This is a genomic window from Pseudomonas sp. SL4(2022), assembly GCF_026625725.1.
Lineage (GTDB): Bacteria > Pseudomonadota > Gammaproteobacteria > Pseudomonadales > Pseudomonadaceae > Aquipseudomonas.
In genome coordinates, this window is record NZ_CP113060.1 from 3079941 (window position 1) to 3097101 (window position 17161).

Annotated in this window: 13 protein-coding genes; 7 read left to right on the top strand and 6 right to left on the bottom strand. The window is 61.0% G+C overall.

The window, feature by feature from the left end:
- Positions 1 to 21: 21 nt before the first annotated feature.
- Both OU997_RS14540 and OU997_RS14545 read right to left on the bottom strand, forming a co-directional pair.
- A complete protein-coding gene (locus tag OU997_RS14540) occupies positions 22 to 1272 on the bottom strand; it encodes a ribonucleotide-diphosphate reductase subunit beta (RefSeq protein WP_108488127.1) in 1251 nt (416 codons plus the stop codon).
- A gap of 475 nt (positions 1273 to 1747) precedes the next feature.
- A complete protein-coding gene (locus tag OU997_RS14545; protein ID WP_267807237.1) occupies positions 1748 to 4654 on the bottom strand; it encodes a ribonucleoside-diphosphate reductase subunit alpha in 2907 nt (968 codons plus the stop codon).
- Positions 4655 to 5371: 717 nt separating this feature from the next.
- On the opposite strand from OU997_RS14545, the gene OU997_RS14550 reads away from it, so the two are divergent.
- Both OU997_RS14550 and OU997_RS14555 read left to right on the top strand, forming a co-directional pair.
- Positions 5372 to 6094 carry a winged helix-turn-helix domain-containing protein gene (locus OU997_RS14550; protein WP_267807239.1) on the top strand — a complete coding sequence of 241 codons (723 nt, stop codon included), beginning with the start codon at positions 5372 to 5374 and terminating at the stop codon, positions 6092 to 6094.
- Positions 6095 to 6113: 19 nt separating this feature from the next.
- Positions 6114 to 7715: an ATP-binding protein gene (locus tag OU997_RS14555; RefSeq protein ID WP_267807240.1), complete on the top strand. Its 1602-nt coding sequence runs from the start codon at positions 6114 to 6116 to the stop codon at positions 7713 to 7715.
- A 192-nt stretch (positions 7716 to 7907) separates the two neighbouring features.
- On the opposite strand, the gene OU997_RS14560 is transcribed toward OU997_RS14555, so the two are convergent.
- The 4 genes from OU997_RS14560 to minC all read right to left on the bottom strand — a co-directional run bounded on the left by OU997_RS14560 (position 7908) and on the right by minC (position 10605).
- On the bottom strand, positions 7908 to 8543 hold the full coding sequence (locus OU997_RS14560; protein WP_267807242.1) for an RluA family pseudouridine synthase: 636 nt from the start codon (positions 8541 to 8543) through the stop codon (positions 7908 to 7910).
- 178 nt (positions 8544 to 8721) lie between these two features.
- Positions 8722 to 8976 carry a cell division topological specificity factor MinE gene (gene minE / locus OU997_RS14565; protein ID WP_025165363.1) on the bottom strand — a complete coding sequence of 85 codons (255 nt, stop codon included), beginning with the start codon at positions 8974 to 8976 and terminating at the stop codon, positions 8722 to 8724.
- Positions 8973 to 9788 carry a septum site-determining protein MinD gene (gene minD / locus OU997_RS14570; protein WP_090251774.1) on the bottom strand — a complete coding sequence of 272 codons (816 nt, stop codon included), beginning with the start codon at positions 9786 to 9788 and terminating at the stop codon, positions 8973 to 8975. Before minD ends, minE begins: the two co-directional genes overlap by 4 nt.
- 91 nt (positions 9789 to 9879) lie before the next feature.
- On the bottom strand, positions 9880 to 10605 hold the full coding sequence (gene minC, locus OU997_RS14575) for a septum site-determining protein MinC (RefSeq protein WP_108488122.1): 726 nt from the start codon (positions 10603 to 10605) through the stop codon (positions 9880 to 9882).
- 158 nt (positions 10606 to 10763) lie between these two features.
- Between minC and OU997_RS14580 the strand changes: the two genes are divergently transcribed.
- The 5 genes from OU997_RS14580 (at position 10764) to astA (ending at position 17151) form a co-directional block, all read left to right on the top strand.
- Positions 10764 to 11690, top strand: a complete 927-nt coding sequence (locus tag OU997_RS14580) for a lipid A biosynthesis lauroyl acyltransferase (protein ID WP_108488121.1) — start codon at positions 10764 to 10766, stop codon at positions 11688 to 11690.
- 351 nt (positions 11691 to 12041) lie between these two features.
- On the top strand, positions 12042 to 13247 hold the full coding sequence (locus OU997_RS14585) for a patatin-like phospholipase family protein (RefSeq protein ID WP_108488120.1): 1206 nt from the start codon (positions 12042 to 12044) through the stop codon (positions 13245 to 13247).
- Between the two features lie 438 nt (positions 13248 to 13685).
- Positions 13686 to 14921 (top strand): aspartate aminotransferase family protein, encoded by a 1236-nt coding sequence (locus OU997_RS14590; protein WP_267807249.1) that lies wholly within the window; start codon positions 13686 to 13688, stop codon positions 14919 to 14921.
- A 173-nt stretch (positions 14922 to 15094) separates the two neighbouring features.
- Positions 15095 to 16123, top strand: coding sequence for an arginine/ornithine succinyltransferase subunit alpha (aruF, locus tag OU997_RS14595; RefSeq protein ID WP_108488118.1), 1029 nt, complete (start codon positions 15095 to 15097; stop codon positions 16121 to 16123).
- 11 nt (positions 16124 to 16134) lie between these two features.
- The gene (astA, locus tag OU997_RS14600; RefSeq protein ID WP_108488117.1) at positions 16135 to 17151 is read left to right on the top strand and encodes an arginine N-succinyltransferase; all 1017 of its coding nucleotides are present in this window, start codon (positions 16135 to 16137) and stop codon (positions 17149 to 17151) included.
- Positions 17152 to 17161 lie beyond the last annotated feature (10 nt).

The window sequence follows — 17161 nt, forward strand, 5'->3', positions numbered from 1 at the left end:
TCTTCAGTGAGTAGCTGGCAATCAATCCCAGCTCAACGCCCCACCAGTCTGATACTCAATAACCCGCGTCTCGAAGAAGTTCTTCTCCTTCTTAAGGTCCATGATTTCCGACATCCATGGGAACGGGTTAGTGGTACCCGGGTACTCTTCCTTCAAACCAATCTGGGTCAACCGACGGTTGGCGATAAATTTGAGGTAGTCCTCCATCATCGCCGCGTTCATGCCCAGTACGCCGCGCGGCATGGTGTCGCGTGCGTATTCGATTTCCAGTTGGGTGCCCTGGAGAATCATCTGGGTGGCTTCGTCTTTGAGCTGGGCATCCCACAGGTGCGGGTTTTCGATCTTGATCTGGTTGATCACGTCGATGCCGAAGTTCAGGTGCATGGACTCGTCACGCAGGATGTACTGGAACTGCTCGGCCACGCCGGTCATTTTGTTGCGGCGACCCATGGAGAGGATCTGGGTGAAGCCGCAATAGAAGAAGATGCCTTCCAGTACGCAGTAGTAGGCGATCAGGTTGCGCAGCAGTTCTTTGTCGGTTTCAACCGTGCCGGTATTGAACTGCGGGTCAGAGATAGCGCGGGTGTACTTGAGGCCCCAGCTGGCTTTTTTCGCGACGCTTGGGATCTCGTGGTACATGTTGAAGATCTCGCCTTCATCCATGCCCAGCGATTCGATGCAGTACTGGTAGGCGTGGGTGTGGATCGCCTCTTCGAAGGCCTGACGCAGGATGTACTGGCGGCATTCGGGGTTGGTGATCAGGCGGTACACGGCCAGGGCCAGGTTGTTGGCGACCAGGCTGTCGGCGGTGGAGAAGAAGCCGAGGTTGCGCATAACGATGCGGCGCTCGTCGTCGGTCAGGCCGTCGGTGCTTTTCCACAACGCGATGTCCGCGTTCATGTTCACTTCTTGCGGCATCCAGTGGTTGGCGCAGCCGTCCAGGTACTTCTGCCAAGCCCAGTCGTACTTGAAGGGTACGAGCTGGTTGAGGTCGGCACGGGCGTTGATCATCTGCTTGTCGCCGACTTGTACGCGGGCCGCCGAACCTTCCAGTTCGTCCAGGCCTTCCTGGATGTCGAGCTGGTCGAGGGCCGCTTTGGCGCGGGCCACGGCATCGCTGTCGCTGGCCACCACGGCGCGGGCTTCGACGGCGGCGGCACCGCCGGCCTGGTCGAGTTTGTCGATGTTCATGTCTGCCAGTTGGGCAGTGGCTTTGCTTGCTACGACGGCGTCTGCACCGTCTTCCTTGTCGAATTCATCCCAGCTCAGCATGGCTTGGCTCCTGCTTGCGGGCCGGTGAGATAACCGGCCTGTATGGATATACAGATAGTTCTGATTATGTTCCGTTGCGTACTGCGCGCAAGGGTAAAACGGGTGCCGCTGGTCGGGGTGGCTCTAGTGGCTGGCCGTTGCCCCTCAGAACCGACTTACGAGCCGCTGCATGTTGGCTAAACAGCGTTGAAAGCAGCCGTTTATCTCCAGCTCGCGAGCTCGTAAGCAGGCTCTTGGCCGTCCTTCTTCACGAGAAGCACAGCAGGTAATAAGTGGGGAGGGCGGTGTTGCTTAGCCCTCTCCCGAGTGTTGCTTTAGCGCTTTTGCTTTTGCCCGACGTTCGAGCGTGTAGCTGAGCGAGTAGTCGCTAGGCACCTGCTGGAGTGGAGCCCCTGAGCGTACGCCTGTACGTGATGGGGGCCGCTCCGGCAGGTAACGCCGCGAATGCCGCTCAGATCCGCGCGCTGCCGAACACTTACTGGCAAGCCTCGCAGTCTGGTTCGTCGATGGCACAGGCCTTTGGAACTGGCGCCGGGCCTGCACTCATTTCCACCTGCGGAGCCTTGGCCGGTGCGGCGCTCAGGCCATCGTCGCCACCACTGGACACGGCATTCAGCTTGCCGGTGTTGATGGTGGACTTCTCGGTGCTGGTCGCGGCCAGGGCACGGAGGTAGTAGGTGGTTTTCAGGCCACGGTACCACGCCATGCGGTAGGTCACGTCGAGCTTCTTGCCCGAAGCGCCGGCGATGTAGAGGTTCAGCGACTGCGCCTGGTCGATCCACTTCTGGCGACGGCTGGCGGCGTCCACGATCCACTTGGTGTCGACTTCAAACGCGGTGGCGTAGAGGTCTTTCAGCTCTTGCGGGATGCGCTCGATCTGCTGCACGGAACCGTCGTAGTACTTCAGGTCGTTGATCATCACCGAGTCCCACAGGCCGCGGGCTTTGAGGTCGCGCACCAGGTACGGGTTGATCACGGTGAATTCGCCCGACAGGTTCGATTTCACGTAGAGGTTCTGGTAGGTCGGTTCGATCGACTGCGACACGCCGGTGATGTTGGCGATGGTGGCGGTCGGTGCGATGGCCATGATGTTCGAGTTACGGATGCCTTTCTGCACGCGGGCACGGATCGGCGCCCAGTCCAGCGACTCGGTCAGGTCGACGTCGATGTACTTCTGGCCGCGCTGCTCAATGAGGATCTGCTGCGAATCCAGCGGCAGGATGCCTTTGCTCCACAGCGAGCCGTCGAAGGTGGAGTACGCGCCGCGCTCGTCGGCCAGGTCACAGGAGGCCTGGATGGCGTAGTAGCTGACCGCTTCCATGGACTTGTCGGCGAACTCGATGGCAGCGTCCGAACCGTACGGGATGTGCTGCAGGTACAGCGCGTCCTGGAAGCCCATGATGCCCAGGCCCACCGGGCGGTGCTTGAAGTTGGAGTTACGCGCTTGCGGCACCGAGTAGTAGTTGATGTCGATGACGTTATCGAGCATGCGCACGGCGACCTTGATGGTCTTTTCCAGCTTGGCGGTGTCGAGCTTGCCGTTGACGATGTGGTTCGGCAGGTTCACGGAACCCAGGTTACACACGGCGATTTCGTCGGCGTTGGTGTTCAGGGTGATCTCGGTGCACAGGTTGGAGCTGTGCACCACGCCCACGTGCTGCTGCGGGCTGCGCAGGTTGCATGGGTCTTTGAAGGTCAGCCAGGGGTGGCCGGTTTCAAACAGCATGGAGAGCATTTTGCGCCACAGGTCTTTGGCCTGAATGGTCTTGTACAGCTTGATCTTGCCGTACTCGATCAGGGCTTCGTAGTACTCGTAGCGCTCTTCGAAGGCTTTGCCGGTCAGGTCGTGCAGGTCTGGCACTTCGGACGGGCTGAACAGGGTCCACTTGCCGTCGTCGAAGACGCGCTTCATGAACAGGTCCGGGATCCAGTTGGCGGTGTTCATGTCGTGCGTGCGGCGGCGGTCGTCACCGGTGTTCTTACGCAGCTCGATGAACTCTTCGATGTCCATGTGCCAGGTTTCCAGGTAGGCACACACCGCGCCTTTGCGCTTGCCGCCCTGGTTAACTGCTACTGCGGTGTCGTTGACCACTTTGAGGAACGGCACCACGCCTTGCGATTTGCCGTTGGTGCCTTTGATGTAGGCACCCAGGGCGCGCACAGGGGTCCAGTCGTTACCCAGGCCGCCGGCAAACTTGGACAGCAGGGCGTTGTCGCGGATGGCGTCGTAGATGCCGCCCAGGTCGTCCGGCACGGTGGTCAGGTAGCACGACGACAGCTGCGGGCGCAGGGTGCCGGCGTTGAACAGGGTCGGCGTCGAGGCCATGTAGTCGAAGGACGACAACAGGTTGTAGAACTCGATGGCGCGCTCTTCTTTCTGTTTCTCTTCAATCGCCAGGCCCATGGCCACGCGCATGAAGAACACCTGTGGCAGTTCAAAGCGCACGCCATCCTTGTGGATGAAGTAACGGTCGTAGAGGGTCTGCAGGCCCAGGTAGGTGAACTGCTGGTCGCGCTCGTGGTTGATGGCTTTGCCGAGTTTTTCCAGGTCGAAGCTGGCCAGCACCGGGTTGAGCAGTTCGAACTCAATACCTTTGGCGATGTAAGCCGGCAGAGCCTTGGCGTACAGCTCGCTCATCTCGTGGTGGGTGGCGCTGGTGGCGACACCGAGGAAGCCCAGGCCTTCGGCGCGGATGTTGTCCATCAGCAGGCGTGCGGTGACGTAGCTGTAGTTCGGCTCGCGCTCAACCAGGGTGCGCGCGGTCATCACCAGAGCGGTGCTGACATCGCTTTGTGCCACGCCGTCGTAAAGGTTTTTCAGGGTTTCTTTCTGGATCAGCTCGCCGTCCACTTCCGCCAGGCCTTCACAGGCTTCACGGATGATGGTGTCGAGGCGGCCCATGTCCAGCGGCGCTACGCTGCCGTCGGCGTGGGTGACGCGGATGCTCGGGTGCGGCTGGGCAACTTCACCGGCGCTGGCGTTCTTGCGCTTGGTGGCCTGGGCTTCGCGGTAGATCACGTAGTCGCGGGCGACTTTCTGCTCGCCGGCGCGCATCAGGGCCAGTTCAACCTGATCCTGAATTTCTTCGATGTGGATGGTGCCGCCGGACGGCATGCGGCGCTTGAAGGTGGCGGTGACCTGCTCGGTCAGGCGCGCGACGGTGTCATGGATGCGCGACGAGGCAGCAGCGGTGCCGCCCTCTACCGCGAGAAAGGCTTTGGTAATGGCAACGGTGATCTTGTCATCGGTGTACGGCACCACGGTGCCGTTACGCTTGATCACCCGCAGTTGACCGGGCGCGGTGGCGCTCAGGCTCTGGTTGTCATCGGTAGCCTGCGGCACATTGGCCTGCGGGTTCTCGCGAGAGGTGTCGGTATGCATGAAGGTCTCCATGTTCTGTATTTATTAGTTAGACGCTTGGTCGTCGATCACTGCGGCTACTGCATTCATTCCATTTCAACAATACCGTGGGCACAGCCAAGAGCTGGGTACACGGGGACTTGCAAATTGGGCAGGTAAGGAACGACTAAAGCGCCTTCCTGGCTCAAGAGTCACGCGTCAAGGCATTTTTACGCCTCAACTACTACATCTAGTGGTGCAACCGCGTATGCGGTTGACCGTTTATTCGTGCTCAGGCGCGCACTGCGCGACGCTGGAGCTAAACCTGCCGAGGTAGCGCAGGTGTACTGCATAAAGCGTTTCAGGCCACCGGTGACGGTCTGGGACCAGGCCGTGTGCGAGTCATTCTTCTTGTGTCCGGTTGCCAGGCTAAACCCAACATGTGGTGGGTGTCGCGCGATTGGCATACAAGATAATGCGCTGTGTGGGGTATTGCAAGGCAATCGATGGCTAACATCCTGTGGATAAGTTGTGGGTGGTTTGTGGGTTAAACTGGCCAAATGACGGCAAGCCCGCGTATTGGCTGGGGTGTACCGTTCGTCGGTGTTGAGCGGGGTTTTTCCACGGGTTGTACACACGTGGCGTGGCTCACAGACGGATACTACATCTAGTGTTTTTGCAAGTTTTTGGCATGCGCTATGCACTGTCCGGGGCATTGATACAATGCCGAGCGTTTTTGGTCTTGTCGGGGAGTCGGTAGTGGAGCAGCAGTCGTGGCACATTCTTATTGTCGAGGACGACCAGCGTCTGGCCGAGCTGACCCGTGACTACCTGCAGGGTAATGGCCTGAATGTGTCCATCGAAATGGACGGTGGGTTGGCCGCCGCGCGGATTCTGCAGGAACAGCCGGACCTGGTGATCCTCGACCTGATGCTGCCCGGCGAAGACGGTCTGTCGATCTGCCGCAAGGTTCGTGGTCAGTACGACGGACCGATTCTGATGCTCACCGCGCGTACGGATGACATGGACCAGGTGCTGGGTCTGGAGATGGGCGCCGATGACTACGTGTGCAAGCCGGTGCGTCCGCGTGTGCTGCTGGCGCGCATCCGGGCGCTGCTGCGTCGCCATGAAGGCAGTGAAACACAGGCATCAGGCGAGCGACGCCGGCTGCAATTCGGCCAACTGGTGATCGACAGTGCCATGCGCGAAGCCTGGCTGGGCGAGCAGAGCATCGAGCTGACCAGCGCCGAGTTCGATTTGCTGTGGCTACTGACGTCCAATGCCGGGCGGATTCTTTCGCGTGAAGAGATCTTCAACGCCCTGCGTGGTATCGAGTACGACGGTCAGGACCGCTCAATCGACGTGCGCATTTCGCGCATCCGCCCGAAGATCGGTGACGACCCAATGCACCCACGGCTGATCAAGACCGTGCGCAGCAAGGGCTACCTGTTTGTCGCCGAAGCGGCCGAGGCCATGGCATGAACTGCGTTGTAGTCGGCCGATGAATTCGATCTTTCTGCGCATCTATGGCGGCATGTTGGCTGTGTTGGTGCTGGTGGCGCTGCTCGGTGTCGGCGCCTTGCAGCTGCTCAACGAAGTGCGCGTGGACCAGTACAGCGAGCGCCTGGCGCAGGGCACGTTCCGCCTGATGGCCGATAACCTCGCGCCGATGTCGGCGATTGAGCGGCGGCGTGCCGTCACAGTATGGGGGCGCTTGCTCGGTATTCCATTGCGCATCGAGGTGCTGGATGAAGCCCGTCTCGACAGTGGTGTGCGCAACAGCCTGCGGCGTGGTTTGGTGTCGGTGCAGCAGACCGGGCCGCATGAAGCGCGCATTTATAGTCAGTTGGCGCAGCAGCCGCTGGTGCTGGTGGCGGATGTGCAGCAGGTCAGTGAGCAACTGGCGCGTGCCACCAGCTTTCTGTTGATCGATGAACTGGTGCGCTATCCCTGGGATGAACAGCCACGCCGGTTGGCGGCGTTGAAGCAGGACAAGCAGTTTGGTTTCGACCTGCGCCTGGGGCGTCTTGATCAGGCCGACCTTGACCCGGATCAGCGTCGCCGGGTGGATGAGGGTGACACGGTGATGGCCCTGGGGCGCGGCGGCGACAGCATCCACGTGTTCTCCGGTATCGTCGATACGCCCTGGGTGCTGGAAATCGGTCCGTTGTATCAGATGAATCCGTATCCGGTGCAGTGGCTGGTACTGATCGGCGCGCTTAGCCTGAGCCTGATCGGTCTGATGGTGTATCTGCTGGTCAGGCCGTTGGAGCAGCGCCTGAGTGACCTGGAGGGGGCGGCCACACGCATTGCCAGTGGTCGGTTGGATGCCCGCGTGCCAACCCGTGGCAGTGATTCGGTGGGGCGTCTGGCGGCAGCTTTCAATGCCATGGCCGAGCACCTGCAGCGCTCCCTGAGTATTCAGCGTGAAATGGTCCGCGCGGTGTCTCATGAATTGCGCACGCCAGTGGCGCGTTTGCGTTTCGGTCTGGAAATGATCGGCGATGCGCAAACCGAAGCGGCGCGGCGCAAATACATGGACGGCATGGACAGTGATATTCAGGATCTCGACAAGCTGGTCGACGAGATGCTGACTTACGCCCGTCTGGAACAGGGCGCGCCGGCGCTGAACTTCCAGCAAGTCGATCTGGATGAGTTGATCGATCAGGTGATTACTGAACTGGCCCCGCTGCGCGCGAGCGTACGGGTCGAACATGGTCCCTCGCGTGATGCGCTAGACGGCAGCGGCGCGTGGGTGGAAGCCGAGTTGCGTTACCTGCACCGCGCCCTGCAAAACCTGGTGAGTAACGCCATGCGCCATGCCGAATCACGGGTGCGCGTCAGCTATCAGGTCGGCCAGCAGCGTTGCCGGCTGGATGTCGAAGACGACGGCCCCGGCGTACCGGAAGAGGCTTGGGAGCATATTTTTACCCCCTTTCTGCGCCTGGACGACAGCCGCACCCGCGCCTCGGGCGGACACGGCTTGGGCTTGTCCATCGTGCGCCGCATTACCTACTGGCACGGCGGACGCGCACAAATCAGCCGCAGCGAAGCGCTGGGCGGTGCCTGCTTTAGCCTGATCTGGCCGCGTAAGCAGGGTTAAACGTTCTTCTCAATATGAGGCCTGCTTAGATGCTTTTTCGATCTTGCGAGCCAGAGCCATGCAAGGCGCTACGAAGTAACAGCCTCCGGCTGGTCAAAGCGGCGAGGAAGCGGAGTGTACTTTTGTAGATGAGCCTTCCGAGCCTGTTTTTAACGCAGCAGGGCTGACGCGCAGCAGATCGTAAGCAGACTCTTAGAACGGTGCCGGGCACTCGAAGCGCATGCGCTCGCCCGTTTGCGGGTGGCTCAGGCTGAGCATGCTGGCGTGCAGGCACAGGCGCGGGTAGGCGTTGAGGGCTTGTTCGTGGGCATACAGGCCGTCGCCGAGCAGTGGGTGGCCGATGGACAGCATGTGCACGCGCAGTTGGTGTGAGCGGCCGGTGATGGGCGTGAGTTCGACGCGGCAATGTTCAGTGTGGCGTTCCAGCATCTTCCAGTAGGTCAGGGCGTGTTTGCCCAGTTCGTGGTCAACCACGTGGCGCGGTTTGGTCGGCGGGTCGTAGCGCAGCGGCAGGTCGATGCTGCCGCTGTCCAGTTCCGGCTGGCCCCAACACAGGGCGGTGTAGGCTTTTTCGGTTTCGCGGTCATGAAACTGCCGCGACAGTTCGCGGTGACTGTCGGCATCGCGGGCCAGCACGATGATTCCCGAGGTTTCCCAGTCCAGGCGATGGACGATGCGCGCTTCCGGGTAGCCATTTTCCTGCAGGCGCGTGACCAGGCAATCGCGGTTGTCTTCGGCGCGGCCGGGCACCGAGAGCAGCAGGGTGGGTTTGTTGATCACCAGCAGGGCGGCGTCCTGATGGAGAATTTTGATTTGGCTGAGCGGCATGGGAATTCTTGAGTAAGGCTAGTGGTGGGAGGCTCGGGCGGCGTTCCGCTTTAGCTGTGAAGGCTCTTGAGTCAACCTGTCGCGGCTAAAGCCCCTCCCACAAAGCGTGCTGGCTTGTGCAATAAAATGGCGGCCATTTAGGCCGCCATTTGTACAGGCTGAAGTGCGGCAACCGCGATTAGCGATCCGGCAGCGTGATGTTGAGTTCCAGAATGGAGCAGCTGCCCTGATTTTCCAGTGCAACCTGTACTTGATCCGAGTCGATATTGACGTACTTGCGGATCACCTCGACCAGCTCTTGCTGCAGGGCCGGCAGGTAGTCCGGCTGGCTGCGCTGGCCGCGCTCGTGGGCGACGATGATCTGCAGACGCTCTTTCGCAATGGACGCGGTGGTTTCTTTCTTGCGCTCACGAAAGAAGTCAAAAATGTTCATTCACGACCTCCAAACAGGCGTTGCATGAATCCCTTCTTCTGCACATCGAGGAATCGGTGTGCCACTTCCTTGCCCAGCAGGCGGTCAACCGCGTCGCTGTAGGCCTGGCCTGCATCGCTCTGGTCATCGAGGATCACCGGCACGCCCTGGTTGGACGCCTTGAGTACGGCTTGCGACTCCGGAATCACGCCGAGCAGGCGGATGGCGAGGATTTCTTCGACGTCTTCTACGCCAAGCATTTCGCCTTTGACCACGCGCTCAGGGTTGTAGCGGGTCAGCAGCAGGTGTTCCTTGATTGGCTCTTCGCCTTTCTCGGCGCGGCGCGATTTGCTCGCCAGCAGGCCGAGCATGCGGTCGGAGTCACGCACCGAGGAGACTTCCGGGTTGGTCACAACAATCGCTTCATCGGCGAAGTACATGGCCAGGTGCGCGCCTTTTTCGATACCGGCCGGCGAGTCGCAGACCACGTATTCGAAGTTTTCACGCAGCTCGTTGATGATTTTCTCAACGCCTTCCTGAGTCAGGGCGTCCTTGTCACGGGTCTGGCTGGCGGCCAGCACGTAGAGATTTTCCAGGCGCTTGTCTTTGATCAAAGCTTGGGTGAGGGTCGCTTCGCCGTTGACCACGTTGACGAAGTCGTACACCACGCGGCGCTCGCAGCCCATGATCAGATCAAGGTTACGCAGGCCGACGTCGAAGTCGACGATGACTGTCTTGTGCCCGCGCAGGGCAAGGCCGGTACCGATGGCAGCGCTGGTGGTGGTTTTACCGACGCCACCTTTGCCGGACGTAACAACGAGGATCTTGGCCAAGGTGATTCACCCCAAAATGTAGAGAAAACGCAGGTTCCGTGGCCTATTCAGGCGTCCGGCTGCCCTGTTTGAAAAGTGGCGGCAGTATCCGTTAAAGGCGGGTGATGTTCAACACGTCACCCGACAGGCTGACATGCACCGCTTCGCCCCAGAGTGGGTCGCGGCGCAAGTCTTCGGCCACCTTGTACTGGCCGGCGATGGAGAGCAGCTCCGCGCCCATTTGCTGGCAGAAAATTCGCGCCTTGAGATTGCCCTTGATGCCGGCCAGTGCCCGGCCGCGCATGGGCGCGTACACATGGATGTTGCCGTCAGCGAGAAGTTCCGCGCCGGCGCTGACGGGGGCCATGACGATCAGGTCGCCGCCCTGGGCATACACCTGTTGGCCGCCGCGTACTGGGCTGGTGATGATCTTGCTTGGCTTGAGCTCGGGTTCGGCGGGCTTTTCCGGTTTTGGCGGAGTCAGGTCGATGGGGCGCTCGCGGGCGCCGGATGGCGGCAGCACGGGCAGATCCAGGGCTTCGGCGGCGGCGATATCGGCTTCGCGGTTGGCGCGGATTGCCAGGGTGCGCAGGCCATGCTTGCGGCAAACCGTCATCAGCTCGGCCAGGTCGAGCACGCCTTCGCCTTCCGGCAGCTTGTCCAGGGCCAGCACCAGCGGGGTGTTGCTGAAGAAGGCCGGGGCCTGGGCGACTTTTTCGCTGAGCTGCTGGTCGAGGCGGGCGAGGTCGTTGTGCGCCAGCTCCATCACGGTGATGGCCAGCATGCTGCCTTTAAGCTGGAATACGGGGTCTTGCTCGAGGAGATCAGCTTGGCTCATGGTCTGCCTGATACGGCCCTTGTTTTAGAAACTGGGGGAAAGTAAGTCGGACTTATAGCGAGAACGCCGCGCGCTCGCAAGTTGCGCGCCGCGAAACCAGGCGGCGGACAAACTCCTGATAGAATGCCGCGCTTTATTGCGTGCCTCGGACCTGTGTTATGGATCGCCCAGTATTTCGCGCTTATTTCCTGCATCCCCGTTTCTGGCTGTTGTGGCTGGGCCTGGGCCTGCTGTGGCTGATCGCCCTGCTGCCTTATAAGGTGCTACTGAGGCTGGGCCGCTGTCTGGGCCGCGTGATGTATCGCCTGGCCAGTTCGCGGCGCAAGATCGCCGCGCGCAATCTGCAACTGTGTTTCCCGCAGATGCCCGCTGTCGAGCGCGAGGCGCTGTTAAAGGAAAACTTCGCATCCACCGGCATTACCTTTTTTGAAATGGCCATGGCCTGGTGGTGGCCGGCTGAGCGGTTGCGCCGCCTGGGTAGCATCGAAGGCCTGGAGCATCTGCGTCAGGCCGAGGCCGACGGCCAGGGTGTGATCCTCATGGCGCTGCATTTCACCACCCTGGAAATGGGCGGTGGCCTGCTTGGCATGGCTCAGAACATGTACGGCATGTACCGTCCGCACAAGAATCCGCTGTTTGACTACGTGCAGCGTCGCGGCCGCGAGCAGCGCCTGCTCGGGGTGATTGGTCGTGACGATGTGCGCGGCATGCTCAAGTTGCTGCGTGCTGGCGGGGTGGTCTGGTACGCGCCGGATCAGGATTACGGTGCCCAGCGCAGTGTGTTTGTGCCGCTGTTCGGTGTGCCGGCGGCCACCGTCACTGCCACCAGCAAGTTCGCCCGTATGGGGCGCGCTCAGGTGATTCCTTTTACCCAGCAGCGTTTGCCCGATGGCCAAGGCTATCGCCTGGTGATTCATCCGCCGTTGGCGGATTTCCCAACCGACAGCGAAGAGGCCGACTGCCTGCGCGTCAATCAGTGGATCGAGCAGGCGATCAGCGTGTGCCCCGAGCAATACCTGTGGGCACACCGGCGCTTCAAGACGCGGCCTGAGGGTGAGCCGAAGCTGTATAAAATGAAGCGCTAAGAACCTGTTTCAGATCTGCAGTGCGTCGACGATATGGCGTTGAAAATGGCCTCGGTCAGCCGCTTGCGGCTAACGCGCTTGAGCGCGACCCGAAGGGCGAGTGGGACGAGTAATGCTTATTTACGGCCGTAAACTCCGCTTCCTCGGCCATTTTGACCAGCCGAAGGCTGTTACTGACGTAGCGCCTTGTTTCGTTCTAGCTCGCGAGACCCGAAAGCAGGTTCGAGTTTCTGGCTTGGCCCGCCATCCAATTGGCGGGTTGTTGGGTTACAGTTGGTTTTCTTGGCACCTGATGGTTCCGTGTGCGCCTGACGGGCTCCTATACTGGTTAAAAAACAGTGGAAGTAGTCTATGCCACACACCGCTTCAACCAGTCAGCCGGTTACCGGGCTGATTCTCTCCGGCGGTGGCGCGCGGGCGGCCTATCAGGTTGGCGTGTTGTCGGCGATTGCCGACTTGCTGCCCAACGCCGCGCACAATCCCTTTCCGGTGATCGTTGGCACTTCTGCCGGGGCGATCAATGCCGTGGGCCTGGCCTGTGGGGCGCTGCATTTCACCGAGGCGGTACGCCGGCTGACCGGTGTCTGGCAGGGCTTTCATACCCATCAGGTGTACCGCAGTGACTGGTCGGGGGTGCTGCGCCAGGCCAGCCGCTTTATCGGTCACAGCCTGCTGGGGGTGGGTGGCCAGGTGCCAGTGGCGCTGCTTGACAGCTCGCCGCTGGCTGATCTGCTTGGCCGTGAGCTGGATTTCAGCGGGATTGCCGCTGCTGTACGCCACCGTCAGCTGCGCGCCGTGGCGGTGACGGCTTTCGGTTACGAAACTGGCCAGGCGGTGACCTTCTATCAAGGGCGCGCTGCCATCGACCCCTGGTTCCGTCATCGCCGTGTCGGTGTACCGACTCGTCTGGCGCTTGAGCACTTGCTGGCCAGTGCCTCGATTCCGCTGATTTTTCCGCCGGTGAAAATCAATCGCGAATACTTCGGCGACGGTGCGGTGCGTCAGTCCGCGCCGATCAGCCCGGCCTTGCACCTGGGGGCGACGCGGGTGTTGGTGGTCGGTGTCAGCGGCAACCCGGCTGCCGGGCCGCAGGCTCAGGTGCCTGTGGTGCGGCCGCAGCAGAGTCGGCCGCCGAGCCTGGCGCAGATCAGTGGTCACATGCTCAACAGCACCTTTATCGACAGCCTGGAAAGCGACATCGAGCTGCTTGAGCGGCTTAACCAGATGGGCCGGTTGATTCCTGCTGAGCGCCACCCGCGGGGCCTGGGCCTCAAGCCGGTGGATGTGCTGGTGATTTCACCGAGTCAGCCGTTGGACCTGATCGCCGCGCGTCATCGTCACGAACTGCCCAAAGCCCTGCGCCTATTCCTGCGCGGCCCTGGGGCGACCAGGGCCAGCGGGGCCGGGGTGCTGAGTTATCTGCTGTTCGAGCCGGGTTATTGCAACGAGTTGATTGAGCTGGGGTATCAGGATGCTATGGCGCAGAAAGCCCGCCTGATTGAATTTCTCAGCCTGGACAGCCCGCCAGTGCCGGCGGTGATTCCGGTCACCGTCTAACAGGTCGTTGGAAAACTACCTGCGTTGGTAATACGGCGTTAAAAGCAGGCTCTGAATGCATGTTTACAGCAGTAAACTCCGCTTTCTCGCCGTTTTGACCAGCCAGAGGCTGTTACTAACGTAGTGCCTTGTCTTGCCTGCCTCGGCTACATTTTTCAACGCCCTGTTTAGCCACGCCCTAGTGTCCGGTTTGATCTTGGCCGTTGTGGCGGCCAAATTCCTTTTCTGCGTGGCCGATAAAACCGCGCCAAGGCGGCTAGCTGCATTTAAACTGCGCCTTCCCGATGCTTTCTGTCGCATTTGCGAAAGCAGCGAATTTCCTCGGGTTGGCGCTATAAGAAGTTGTCGCATGGCGGCAATGCCGGCCCCGGATCAGTCCCTACAATCCTTCACATCGCCTGCTATTGAATGCAGGTGTTCCTCGTCAGGAGAGCTCAGATGTCCGTTCAGCACGACCCGGTGAATCGTCACCCGGTACAACGCGCCGATTTCGACCAGGTGATGGTGCCCAACTACGCACCCGCTGCCTTTATTCCAGTACGTGGCGCCGGTTCGCGCGTATGGGATCAAAGCGGTCGTGAGCTGATCGACTTTGCCGGCGGTATTGCCGTCAACGTGCTGGGTCACGCTCATCCGGCGCTGGTCAAGGCGCTCACCGAGCAGGCGGGCAACCTCTGGCATGTATCCAACGTGTTCACCAACGAGCCGGCCCTGCGCCTGGCCAAGAAGCTAATCGACGCCACCTTCGCCGAGCGCGTGTTCTTCTGTAACTCCGGCGCCGAAGCCAACGAGGCCGCGTTCAAGCTGGCCCGTCGCGTGGCGTTCGATAAGTTCGGCGAAGACAAGTGCGAAATCATCGCCGCGACCAACAGCTTCCACGGGCGCACCCTGTTTACCGTGAGCGTCGGCGGTCAGCCGAAGTATTCCGATGGTTTCGGCCCGAAGATTCAGGGCATCAGCCACATTCCGTATAACGATATCGACGCGCTGAAAGCGGCTGTATCGGACAAAACCTGCGCCGTGGTGCTGGAGCCGATTCAGGGTGAAGGCGGTGTGCTGCCGGCGGATCTGGCTTACCTGCAAGCGGCTCGCGAGTTGTGCGATCAGCACAATGCGCTGCTGGTGTTTGACGAAGTGCAGAGCGGCATGGGTCGCAGTGGTGCGTTGTTCGCCTATCAGCATTACGGCGTGACCCCGGACATCCTTTCCAGCGCCAAGAGCTTGGGCGGTGGTTTCCCGATTGGCGCGATGCTGACCACCGAAGCACTGGCCAAACACTTGGCCGTTGGCACTCACGGCACCACCTACGGCGGTAATCCGCTGGCCTGTGCGGTCGGCGAGGCGGTGATCGACACCATCAACACTCCGCAGGTACTCAACGGGGTGAAGGCCAAGCACCTGCGTTTCAAAACCAAGCTGGAGCAGATTGGCCAGCAGTATGGCGTGTTCAGCGAAGTACGCGGTCTCGGTCTGCTGATCGGTGCGGTGCTCTCCGATGCCTGGAAAGGCAAGGCCAAGGTAATTCTCGACGCGGCGGCCGTGGAAGGCGTGATGGTGCTGCAGGCCAGCCCGGACGTGGTGCGTTTCGCTCCGAGCCTGGTGGTGGAAGATGCCGATATCGATGAGGGCCTGGCGCGTTTTGAGCGTGCTGTCGCCAAGCTGGTCCAAGCCTGATTGCCGGCCTGGCCTGCCGTTTACGGCGTTTCAGGCCGCGCCTGCTCGACCCACGGACGGGTTGAGCTAACAGTAAGGAAGCCTGTCTCTGTGTGTGCCGCGGCGTTTGTTGCGGTTTTCTCTAGGCCGCCCTGCTTGGGCTGCTTGGAGCTTTTATCAAAAGGAGTGGCACCATGCTGGTGATGCGCCCCGCGCAAATGGCCGACCTCACTGAAGTGCAGCGTCTCGCCGCGGACAGCCCGGTTGGTGTGACTTCACTGCCGGACGACGCTGATCGTCTGCGTGAAAAAATTGCTGCCTCGGAGGCTTCGTTTGCCGCCGAAGTCAGCTTCAACGGTGAAGAAAGCTACTTCTTCGTTCTTGAGGACACTGAGAGCGGTCGCCTGGTAGGTTGCTCCGGCATCGTCGCCTCGGCCGGCTACTCCGAGCCGTTCTACAGCTTCCGTAACGAAACCTTTGTGCACAACTCCCGCGAGCTGAAGATCCATAACAAGATCCACGTGCTTTCGCTGTGCCACGACCTGACCGGCAACAGCCTGTTGACCAGTTTCTACGTCGAGCGGCCCTTGGTGAACACCGCCTGGTCGGAACTCAATTCCCGTGGCCGTTTGTTGTTTCTCGCCAATCACCCAGAGCGCTTTGCCGATGCGCTGGTGGTGGAGATCGTGGGTTACAGCGACGAGGCCGGCGATTCGCCGTTCTGGGATGCGGTGGGGCGCAACTTCTTCGACATGAACTACACCGAGGCCGAACGGCTGTGTGGGTTGAAGAGCCGCACCTTCCTGGCCGAGTTGATGCCGCATTATCCGATCTACGTGCCGCTGCTGCCGGATGAGGCGCAGGAAGCCATGGGTCAGGTGCATCCGCGGGCGCAGATCAGCTTCGACATCCTCATGCGCGAAGGCTTTGAAACTGACCACTACATCGATATTTTCGACGGCGGCCCGACCCTGCACGCGCGCACCTCGGGTATTCGCTCGATTGCTCAAAGCCGTGTGGTGCCTGTGCGTTTGTCGGCCGACAAAGACGAGCCCATCAAAGGCGGGCGGCCGTACCTGGTCTGTAATGGCCAGTTGCAGGACTTTCGCGCGGTGGTGGTGGAGCTGGATTGGGTGCCGGGTAAGCCAGTGGCCCTCAGTGTGGCGGTTGCCGAAGCCCTGGGTGTCGGCGATGGCGTCAGCGTACGCCTGGTTGCGGTTTAAGGAGTTAGCGCATGATCGTTCGTCCCGTCCGCAGCACTGATCTGCCGGCCCTGTTGCAACTGGCGCGCAGTACTGGCGCAGGCCTGACCACCTTACCGGCCAACGAGGAACGCCTGGCGCACCGCGTGGGCTGGGCCGAGAAAACCTTCCGTGGCGAAGCCGCGCGGGCCGATGCCGATTACCTGTTCGTGCTCGAAGACGATAACGGCGAAGTGGTGGGTATCTCGGCCGTCGCGGGTGCCGTGGGCCTGCGTGAGCCCTGGTACAACTACCGGGTTGGCCTGACCGTCAGCGCTTCGCAGGAGCTGAATATCCATCGGCAGATCCCCACTCTGTTCCTGGCCAACGACCTGACCGGCAACTCCGAGCTGTGCTCGCTGTTTCTGCGCAGCGACCAGCGCAGCGGCCTGAATGGTCGCTTGCTGTCCAAGGCGCGCTTTCTGTTTATCGCCGAATTCCGTGAGCTGTTCGGCGACAAGGTGATTGCCGAGATGCGCGGCATGTCCGATGAGCAGGGCCGTTCACCGTTCTGGGAAAGCCTGGGGCGACACTTCTTCAAGATGGAATTCAGCCAGGCTGACTACCTCACTGGGGTCGGTAATAAGGCCTTCATCGCCGAGCTGATGCCCAAGTTTCCGCTCTACACCTGCTTCCTCTCGGAGGATGCGCGCAACATCATCGGCCGTGTGCACCCGGATACCGAGCCGGCGCTGGCGATGCTCAAGGGCGAAGGTTTCAGCTACCAGGGCTATGTCGATATCTTCGATGCCGGCCCGGCCATCGAAGCCGAAACCGCGAAGATTCGCGCGGTGCAGGACAGCCAGGTGCTGGTCCTGGCGATTGGCACCCCGGGCGACGATGCCCCGCAATTCCTGATCCACAACCGCAAGCGCGACGACTGCCGGATTACCGCAGCGTCAGCGCGTTTGGCCGCCGGCACCCTGGTGGTCGATGCCCCGACTGCCAAGCGCTTGCAGCTGTCGGCGGGCGATCAGGTACGTGCGGTTGCGGTTACCGCTCGCGGTTAGACCTTGGCGC